Source organism: Enterobacter sp. SECR19-1250 (genome assembly GCF_013391025.1).
GTDB classification, from domain to species: Bacteria; Pseudomonadota; Gammaproteobacteria; order Enterobacterales; family Enterobacteriaceae; genus Enterobacter; species Enterobacter cloacae.
Genome location: NZ_JACASJ010000141.1, coordinates 1 through 9,662, shown reverse-complemented (window position 1 = coordinate 9,662; position 9,662 = coordinate 1). Strand labels below are relative to the sequence as shown.

Sequence of the window (9,662 nt, the reverse complement as noted above, 5' to 3'; positions counted from 1 at the left end):
GAACGTAGATCTCACCAATAAATAGCCGTCAATACGGCGCTCACTTAACGCTTACCAACCATGAAAAAGATTCTCGTATCATTTGTTGCCATTATGGCTGCCGCTTCATCTGCCATGGCTGCAGAGACAATGAACATGCATGACCAGGTAAATAATGCACAGGCACCTGCCCACCAGATGCAGTCATCTGCTGAAAAAAGTGCAATTCAGGGAGACAGCATGACAATGATGGATATGAGCAGTCACGATCAGGCCGCAATGTCCCATGACATGATGCAAAACAGCAATTCTGCTGCCCACCAGGACATGGCTGAAATGCATAAAAAAATGATGAAAGCTAAACCCGGAGCTACCAACGAAACAGCAAAGTCATTTTCTGAAATGAGCGAGCATGAGAAGGCCGCAGCTGTACATGAGAAGGCGAATAATGGTCAGTCTTCCGTTGTTCACCAGCAGCAGGCTGATAAGCATCGCAGTCAGATCACCCAGAATTAACCTGCAGCTCCACTTGTTAGACCCTCATTTGACGCCGAAGTCACTGGCTTACGCTCCCGTCCGGGAGCGTTTTTTTTTCCCATATATCAAACTTTAACTCTGAAGAGGTGGAAGTATCTGACCAACACTGTCACGTAACGCCAGATAACTACAAAAACACCTTTTTCCTCCTGTAAATTGCAGTTCCTGCAAGAACATCAAGGCATAATGTTGGAACAGCGTGTGATACACACTTAGCATCATGTTTTGTATGTGTTTTTTTTAAAACTTTACAACTTTAAAGTCTTTTTCAGGTTAAAGGATACAACTTTAATGTCTCTACACAGCAGAGAAGCCCTGAGGGAGTTCATTTTGGATTAGCGGCTCGCGGTAAGCGTTGTTTCTTCAGCTTCACTCACAACGTCTACAATATTGCTGGCCGCCGCGGTGCCCATTTTGATATACGATGCTGCGCTGACGCCGCCAATATGCGGAGAGATAATGACGTTCTCGACCCCCTGCCAGAGGTGCGGAGCGGTCAGTGGTTCGCTGGTAAAGCTGTCCAGCCCCGCGCTGTGCAAGGTTCGATTCTCTAGCGCCGCGAGCAATGACCGATCGTCAATCAAGCCGCCGCGTGCCGTATTCACCAGAATAGCGTTTGGCTTAACGTATGCGAGCGTTTTCGTATTGATCATGCCCCGATTATCGTCGGTGAGCGGACAATGCAAAGAAATCACATCGGAACGGGAAAGTAGGTCGGTCAGAGTATCAGTACGCTCGCATATGGAAGGCATTGATTGAGCATAGGGATCGTAAGCAAGAACCCGCATACTAAAGACGTGACCGATCTGTGCTACCCGTGAGCCAATAGCCCCCAGCCCGATCAGTCCCAGCGTGAGTCCTTCCAGTTCGATGGATTTATGCGTGGCTTTATCCCAGTGCCCCTGGCGCAGTCGCGTATCCAGCGACACCACCGATTTGGCGCAGGCGAGAATTAATGCCCAGGTGTGTTCAGCCACCGCCGCCGCGTTAGCTCCCGGTGCAGAGCGGACGACGATATTACGCTCAGCCGCTGCCGCCTGGTCTATCACATCGATCCCGCTTCCGTGCTTGGAAATAACCTGCAGGGCTGGTGCTGCATCCATGATTTTCGCGCTAATCTTGCCGTAACGTACCAGTATTGCCACCGGATTATGCTGTTCACACAGTGCAATCAGCTCATCCTCCGTAGGCTGACGACCCGCAAACACCACCTCAAAGTCGTGCAATATCGCCATGGCCTGCTCTGCCAGGTCGCTCCCGGTTACCAGGACCACCTTCTTATTTGCCATTACAGCGTCTCCCCGTCTGCCAGCATGCCCGCCTTACGCAGCGCGTCATTGAGCCAGTGTGGGCGTAAATCGCCCTCACGGATAGCAGCAAGACGTTTGGTCTCCATCTCCAGCTTCCCTTTTGCCAGACTGATAATCTGCTTAACTTCCTCGCGTGGGATCACCACCACGCCGTCGATATCGGCCACTACCAAATCTCCGGCATGCACTGTCGCCCCGGCAACGGAAATGGGATGGTTCACCCGGCCAGAAATGGACTTTGTCGGGCCGCAGGGATTCAGACCAGCAGAGAAAACGGGATAGTTACCCTTGCTCAGTGTGTCGGCGTCACGTACCGCTCCGTCGATAATGATCCCTGCAATACCGCTCGCCTGAGCCTGGGTGGCCATGATTTCACCCAGTAGCGCGCAGCTCAGATCGCCTTTTCCATCGACAACCAGGACATCGCCGGGCTGGGCAACGGCCATCGCGGCATGAATGGCAAGATTATCTCCCGGACGCACCTCAACGGTAACAGCCGGACCCGCAACGGACATGTGCGATGCCAACGGTTTGATTCGTCCATGCAGCGTACCGCGGCGCCCGGCGACATCCGCCAGTATGGCTGCCTGATATTCGGCGGCCTGGCGTACCTCTTCAGCCGATACGCGTTCGAACTGGCGGTTTATCAATGATTTTTCAGAAACGGACATGACTCTCTCCATATTGTTTTACTGTGTACAATGCAGGTGTACAATACAAAACAACTATAGCGGTGTTGCTTTCCTTTTAGCCAGACCTGAGAAGGGGTTTGTGATGTAAACACGAAGTGACTCACAAAATTTGAGGTACACTCTCTGCCGGGCTGAAAAGGAGATAATGATGGGGAATGAAGGCGTTGTAGCGGTTGAGAAGGCGCTGGCTTTACTGGATTGCTTCCGTCCTGGCGATGAAAGCCTGACGTTAACCGTCCTGGCGCAGCTATCGGGTTACCACAAAACCACGGTTTACCGCTTAATGAACTCTCTTGAACGGATGAACTATGTCGTCAGACATGATGACGGCAATTATGCGCTTGGTCCTCGTCTGCTTTATCTCGGTAAGCTTTATGAACAGTCCTTCCATCTTTCCCGGGTGGTGCAGCCTGAACTTCAGGCCTTATCCATGGCTTCCCAGGAGAGCGCCAGCTGGTATGTATTAGAAGGCGGACAACGTCTGTGCCTGTTTCGGGCAGAAGCCTCACATGGGCTCCGACACAGCAATCTCCCCGGCACTCAGTTCCCGCTGGATGATTCTGCTATCAGTAAGGTTCTACGCCATTGGGGCCTCAATGAGCCCCTGCCGGGCGGTGAGCCTGCGCTTCCGCTCTACACGGCAGGTGCCCGCGATCCCCATACCGCGGCGTTTGCGATGCCCGTCTTCGGCGTTCATGACAAACTGATTGCGGCGCTGGCATTGACCGGCCCCATCTCGCGACTGACGGAAGATCGCAGGGAGCAAGGTATTCGTCAGTTGATGCACGATACCGCCAGCCGCCTGTCACAGAAAATGGGGGCCAGCAAGCCCTTCTGTCAGCAGTTCTACGGGGAAACGAGCGATACAGCGGAAGAAAACGGTTAACGAAAAGCGGGACACGCGTCCCGCTTTTGTCATCACTAATGCGTGACCTGTTTTTCGTGTAGCTGAGCGTTACGGGCCTGTCGTCCCATAATGAGAACTGCGATACCTCCCGCCACACACAGCGTGGCCAGCGGAAGCATAGCCAGCGTGTAGCTGCCCGTCCGCTCATTGATAATACCGTATGCATTGACCATGACCGCGCCGCCGATCAGGTTAGCAATAGCGCCAATCGCAGCCAGCCCTGCAGCCGCTGAAGTACTGCTCATCCAACTGGATGCCAGCGCCCAGAAAGGCCCTTTCATGGAATACGCACCTATCAACATGATGCTGAGGATCACGATAGTCGCCGGCAGCGACACGCTCACAAATGCAGCGAACACGCCTGCGGCAATCATGAACAGTGTCAGTGCGGTGTGCCAGCGGCGCTCGTTGGTACGATCCGAGTTTCGCCCCCAAATAATCATGAGAACGGATGCCAGACCGTAAGGGATAGCGTTGAGCAGGCCTGTTTCCAGGTTATCGAGGTGGAAGGATTTAAGCAGTTGAGGAGACCAGACGCTGATGGTAGTGCCTGCAGACGATGCGCCCGCGTAAATGAGTGCCATCAGCCAGATTTGGCGATGCTTCAAAAGCTGCCACGTCGTTTGATGTCCAATGTTCTTTTGCTGATTACGCTCGCTCTCCAGCGTGCTTTCCAGCCATTGTTTCTGCTCACTGCTGAGCCAGTTCGCCTGATGAGGACGATCGCGCAGAATAAACCAGGCGGCAATGCCCAGCAGTACGGCGGGTAAGCCTTCAATAATAAACAGCAGATGCCAGCCGCGAAGACCCAACCAGCCATCCATTGACAGAATCAGCCCGGAGAGTGGGGAGCCGATGAAGTTGGCGAGCGGGATGGCAACCATAAATGACGCAATAATGCGTGCGCGGTAGCGGGAAGGGATCCACCAGGTCAGATAAAGCACGACGCCCGGGAAAAAGCCCGCTTCAGCAGCGCCGAGCAGAAAACGTACGATATAGAGCGACGTAGTGTTCTGAACCAATGACATACACATTGAAACGACGCCCCAGCTGATCATAATGCGCGGGATCCACAGTCGTGCGCCGACTTTTTGCATCGCCAGATTGCTTGGAACTTCAAACAAAAAATAGGCCACAAAGTAGAGACTGCTGGCGAAACCAAATGCCGCTTTGCTAAGACCGAGATCCTCATTCATCTGCAGCGATGCCATGCCGATGTTCCCGCGATCGATAATGGAGATCAGATAGCTGACGATGAGAAACGGGAGGATACGCCAGATCACCTTACGCATCGTCTCCTTTTCTATCCCCTCACTGGTGGTAGCGCCATAACGCGTTTGTTCTGTCATTGTGTCCTCGCAGGGTCTGTTCTTGGTTTTATCAGGTACAACTCAGTTTTATTTAACAAAACCACTATAGCGACGTTGCGTTATTTTTATCCAGTGAATGGAAGGTTTAAATTATGTAAATAAGAGGTGACTCACATATCAGGCGCGTTACGCAAAGCGCCTAAACGGCAGATGCGTCACCCCACGTTGTGAGGTAAAGTACACGCCTTGCGCAGCCACAGAGCTGCGGTTTGAAGGGGGGAACCGTTGTAAAACCGTTCCATCTTTTTCTCTGCTGGCATATGCCAGTCTGCATGGTTTTTGTGTTTTGCCTCTACAAAAGGGTTGTGTATGTCTGCTGCTCATCTCGGTTTCCCGACGGAAACCGTTGTTGTCTTTGTGGTGATGGCTGTCGGGGCGATGTTTATCGACCTCTTCATGCACCGTCACGATAAGCCTGTCTCGCTGAAAAGTGCCGCAATGTGGTCCGTTTTCTGGTTCTCGATGGCGATGGCGTTTGCCGGGTTCCTGTATGTTCACCACGGTGCCGAGATGGCGAGCCTGTTCCTCACCGGCTACGCGCTGGAAGAGGTGCTCTCGGTCGATAACCTGTTTGTGATGATGGCGATTTTTGCCTGGTTCGGCGTGCCGGATAAGTACCGTCACCGCGTACTCTACTGGGGTGTGCTGGGGGCGATTGTCTTCCGCGGTATCTTCGTGGCCATTGGGACCAGCCTGCTGAGTCTGGGGCCGTACGTGGAGGTTATTTTTGCGCTGGTCGTTGGCTGGACGGCGGTGATGATGCTCAGGCGCAACGAAGAGAGCGACGAGGTTGAAGATTACTCCGGTCACCTGGCCTATCGGCTGGTGAAACGCTTCTATCCTGTCTGGCCGAAAATCAGCAGCCACGCCTTTATTCTGACCCAGAAAGAGGTGGATGCGGAACTGGAAAAACCAGAAAACCAGGACGTAATGGTTGGGCGCGTCAAAAAAGCGAAACGTTACGCGACGCCATTATTACTTTGCGTGGCGGTCGTGGAGCTGTCTGATGTGATGTTCGCGTTTGACTCCGTACCGGCCATTATCGCCGTCAGCCGCGAGCCGCTGATTATCTACAGCGCCATGATGTTTGCCATCCTCGGCCTGCGTACGCTCTATTTCGTACTGGAAGCGCTGAAGCAGTATCTGGTTCACCTGGAGAAGGCGGTGGTCCTGCTGCTGTTCTTCGTGGCGTTCAAGCTCGGGTTGAATGCAACAGATCACTTCTGGCATCACGGCTACAGCATTGGCGCGACGACCAGTCTGTTCGTGGTATTAGGCGTGCTGGCGCTGGGGATTATTGCGAGCGTGATGTTCCCGGGGAAACGTGAGGCCTGATGCAACGCTCTTCTCCCTCTCCCTGTGGGAGAGGGCCGGGGTGAGGGCACCAGACCGCACCTAACCCTTAATCGGTGAGTTGCGGCGCTTGCGCGGTGGGTGGAAGTGCCGCCAGTGTGGATCCTGCGCTGCGGCCAGCAGTTCGTGGTCGCCACGGGTATCCCCCCAGGCGCGCAGGTGGTACTCGTTCAGATTGCCATACACCTTTTCCAGTCTGGCGACTTTCTGGGCGCAGCGGCAGTTGTTGCCGGTAATGCGCCCGGTCAGCTTACCGTCTTTCACTTCCAGTTGTGTGCCAATCAGCTTGATGCCAAGCTTGTCAGCCCACGGCTGGAGCACCAGTGCCGGAGAGGCGGAACAGATGGTCACTTCCGCGCCAGAGTTCACCTCCGCCGCCACCGCCAGCACCCCCTCGGGGCGCATCAGCTTGTTCCAGTATTTTTCGCAAAACGCTTCCGCCTGCTGACGTAACCAGTGTTCATCCACCCCCGTCAGGAACGTTTTGATCAGCACCTCTTTTAGCTCATCACGCGTTAGCTTGCGGCGTACGCAGTGGAGCGTCGGCAATGCCATACGCACCAGTCGTCCCGCGAAGTAACGTTTCCCGAAGGCAAAACGCAGGAAAGGGATGAAGCTATCGTGGTGTGTTAACGTTCCATCAAAGTCGAAGACAGAGAGCACGTTAGATTTGGCCACGGTCTCGTCGGCAATCATATTGGTCATAAATACGTCTTAGCTGAAATACACATTCTGCTCGTTAGTTTACCTGCTTTGGCGCCACAGTCCTTAAACCTCACGCTTTTTTTCTCATTCTTGCGGCCTGAGCCACTCAGATAATGTCATCCACCACGCCACCGTCAACGCGCAACGCCGCGCCAGACGTGGCGGAGGCCTGCGCTGAGCAGACATAGACCACCATATTGGCGACCTCTTCAACCGTGGCCGCTCGCTGGATCACCGAGCTAGGGCGGTTGGCCATCACAAACTCTTTTGCCAGCTGTTCCAGCGACTTACCGGTCTTCTCGATCTCGTCTTTCATCATCTCTGCGAATCCGTCAGACATCGTCGGCCCCGGCAATACGCTGTTGACCGTCACGCCGCTACCCGCCACGAACTTCGCCAGTCCGCGTGCCAGCGAGAGCTGTGCCGTTTTGGTCACGCCGTAGTGGATCATGTCCGCCGGGATATTGCAGGCCGACTCGGAGGAGATAAATACCACGCGGCCCCAGCCTTTCTTCACCATGCCGGGAAGCAGCGCGCGGGAGAGACGCACGCCGGACATCACGTTGGTCTGCCAGTAACGTTCCCAGGTATCATCGTCGGTGGCATAGAAATCCTGCGGCCCGTAAATCCCGGCATTGTTGACCAGAATGTCCACGTTATTCGCCACCTTCAGCAGCGACTCGACCCCTTCCGGCGTGCTGAGATCGGCTATCGCGGCACGCACCTGCACGCCCGGCACCACCTGCTGCAGCTGCTGAATACCTTTATTCACCGACTCGGTACTGCGGCCATTGACGATCACTTCCGCACCGCTTTCTGCCAGCCCTCTGGCAATGGCGAAGCCAATTCCACCCGTTGAGGCGGTGACCAGCGCCACTTTCCCCGTAAAGTCGATTTTCATCATCTGCTCCTTATCGTTTTAACGTTCGGACCTTAAAGCGTAGCAGGTGACGATGACGGCTCCTGGCTAAAAAGGCGCAATAGCGACTCAACCTGTTCGTCCAGCGGGCTAAGCGAGCGCTTCACAATCAGGTGCAGCGGCGTGGCTCGCCGCACGCCATGGCTGAGCGGCAGCATCTTCAGTACCCCTTGTTCCAGCTGAGTCTGAATGCGCTCCTCCGGCAGCCAGCCGTAACCCACCTGCGACATCACCGCCTCAATGGCCGCGTCAATGGTGGAAAAGGTCCACGAGCCACTGGCTGAGTGCGCCGCGGTCTGGTTGTCCGCAATTTTAATCAGCGGCCACGGGCGGAGCATGTCGTCGTTCAGCGGCGCATCGAGCTGAAAGAGCGGATGCTGGTGATGGGCTACGGCAACAAAGTCGATATTCATCAGCCATTCACCAAGCCCGGTCATATCCTGGAGGCGGGTTAAGACCATCACATCGGCTTCATCATTGATGGCATCGGCGCGGGTATTTTCCAGCACTTCGGTGAGACGGACCTGAGTCTGCGGATACTGCTGCTGGAACTGACGCAGGATGGCGAACAGACGACGGCGGGGAAAGATATTGTCCACCACCAGATCCAGCCGCGTGCGCATTCCGTTACGCAGGGTAAGCGCGCGTGTCTCAATGTACGCGAAGGCTTTCAGCAGCGGTTTGACCTGGTTGAGCAGCAGTTCCCCGGCAGGGGTCAACACCGCCCGACGGCCTTCCTGCACCAGAAGCGCCACCCCCAGCCGTTCCTGCAGTAGCGCCAGGTTATAGCTGACGGAAGACTGGCTGCGGTGCGTCTCTTCCGCGGCTCTGGCAAAACTGCCCGCATCCACCACCTTCTCCAGCAAGGACCATTGTTCGAGCGTCGTCTTGTGCATAATCAATCTAAAATTTGGATGAATTTGATTCAAACATAGCGTTATTCATTCATTTTTTGAAGGGGTAGGATCGTCTCATCAAAACAAAGGAGACATTATATGAGCACCTTCGACAAACACGACTTAAGCGGCTTCATCGGCAAACATCTGGTTTATACCTACGATAATGGCTGGAACTACGAGATTTATATCAAAAATGAAAATACCATCGACTACCGTATTCACAGCGGCCTGGTGGGGAATCGTTGGGTAAAAGATCAGCAGGTGTATGTTGTTCGCGTAGGTGAGAGTATTTATAAAATTTCCTGGACTGAACCCACCGGCACCGACGTTAGCCTGATTGTGAACCTTGGGGACAAACTGTTCCATGGCACTATCTTCTTCCCGCGTTGGGTCATGAACAACCCGGAAAAAACCGTCTGCTCCCAGAACGATCACATTCCACTGATGAACAGCTATCGCGATGCAGGTCCGGCCTATCCAACAGAAGTGATTGATGAATTTGCCACCATTACCTTCGTGCGCGACTGTGGGGCCAACGATGACAGCGTAATTGCGTGTGCGGCCAGTGAATTGCCCGCTGACTTCCCAAATAATTTAAAATAAGCGCGATAATTAACTAAAAAGAAAAGTTCCCGGTTATTTCTGTTTTTAAAGAAATAACCGGGATTTTTTTTGTTTGTTGAGCTTTGGTTTAAACGTTACATTTTGAAAAAATTGAGTGCTGTCACAAAATAAATAATTCATAATTTTATAACTTTGTGTTTTTAAAGATATTTATATTCATATGAAAACATTTTAATTCCCTCTCTTAATTTTTCCCTAAGAAATGAGCGCTACCTTGATATGAGTTTATGAACCGTTGAAATAAACGGTCCGCTAATTGGTTAATATCAAAAGCATGCCATTCTTATTGCAAGGAAATTAATGATGAGTGATTTTTGGTAATGACTCCAACTTATTGATAGTGTTTTATGTTCAGATAATGCCCGAT

At 53.2% G+C, this 9,662-nt stretch carries 10 protein-coding genes; 4 read left to right on the top strand and 6 right to left on the bottom strand.

The features are described 5' to 3' along the window. Positions 1-60 precede the first annotated feature (60 nt). Positions 61-495 (top strand): copper resistance system metallochaperone PcoE, encoded by a 435-nt coding sequence (gene pcoE, locus HX884_RS23730; RefSeq protein ID WP_000723069.1) that lies wholly within the window; start codon positions 61-63, stop codon positions 493-495. 356 nt (positions 496-851) lie between these two features. Here the strand turns inward: pcoE and HX884_RS23725 are convergent, their stop codons facing one another. Then, the gene (locus tag HX884_RS23725) at positions 852-1,805 is read right to left on the bottom strand and encodes an NAD(P)-dependent oxidoreductase (protein ID WP_178328894.1); all 954 of its coding nucleotides are present in this window, start codon (positions 1,803-1,805) and stop codon (positions 852-854) included. Further along, on the bottom strand, positions 1,805-2,497 hold the full coding sequence (locus HX884_RS23720) for an RraA family protein (RefSeq protein ID WP_013099185.1): 693 nt from the start codon (positions 2,495-2,497) through the stop codon (positions 1,805-1,807). The genes HX884_RS23725 and HX884_RS23720 overlap by 1 nt, the downstream gene beginning before the upstream one ends. 169 nt (positions 2,498-2,666) lie before the next feature. Here HX884_RS23720 and HX884_RS23715 point away from each other — a divergent pair, with 169 nt between their 5' ends. Continuing rightward, positions 2,667-3,404, top strand: coding sequence for an IclR family transcriptional regulator (locus tag HX884_RS23715; protein WP_178328895.1), 738 nt, complete (start codon positions 2,667-2,669; stop codon positions 3,402-3,404). Positions 3,405-3,439: 35 nt separating this feature from the next. Here HX884_RS23715 and HX884_RS23710 read toward each other — a convergent pair whose 3' ends face one another. Beyond that, a complete protein-coding gene (locus HX884_RS23710; RefSeq protein ID WP_038983925.1) occupies positions 3,440-4,774 on the bottom strand; it encodes an MFS transporter in 1,335 nt (444 codons plus the stop codon). 330 nt (positions 4,775-5,104) lie between these two features. Here HX884_RS23710 and HX884_RS23705 point away from each other — a divergent pair, with 330 nt between their 5' ends. Then, a complete protein-coding gene (locus tag HX884_RS23705) occupies positions 5,105-6,130 on the top strand; it encodes a TerC/Alx family metal homeostasis membrane protein (RefSeq protein WP_014833633.1) in 1,026 nt (341 codons plus the stop codon). Between the two features lie 60 nt (positions 6,131-6,190). Here HX884_RS23705 and HX884_RS23700 read toward each other — a convergent pair whose 3' ends face one another. The 3 genes from HX884_RS23700 to HX884_RS23690 form a co-directional block, all read right to left on the bottom strand. After that, entirely contained in the window at positions 6,191-6,853 is a 663-nt protein-coding gene (locus HX884_RS23700; RefSeq protein WP_013099181.1) for an HAD family hydrolase, read from the bottom strand. A 106-nt stretch (positions 6,854-6,959) separates the two neighbouring features. Next, positions 6,960-7,754: an SDR family NAD(P)-dependent oxidoreductase gene (locus tag HX884_RS23695; RefSeq protein WP_020687718.1), complete on the bottom strand. Its 795-nt coding sequence runs from the start codon at positions 7,752-7,754 to the stop codon at positions 6,960-6,962. Positions 7,755-7,786: 32 nt separating this feature from the next. Further along, a complete protein-coding gene (locus HX884_RS23690; protein ID WP_178328893.1) occupies positions 7,787-8,668 on the bottom strand; it encodes a LysR family transcriptional regulator in 882 nt (293 codons plus the stop codon). A 99-nt stretch (positions 8,669-8,767) separates the two neighbouring features. On the opposite strand from HX884_RS23690, the gene HX884_RS23685 reads away from it, so the two are divergent. After that, a complete protein-coding gene (locus HX884_RS23685; protein ID WP_178328892.1) occupies positions 8,768-9,274 on the top strand; it encodes a phenolic acid decarboxylase in 507 nt (168 codons plus the stop codon). Positions 9,275-9,662 lie beyond the last annotated feature (388 nt).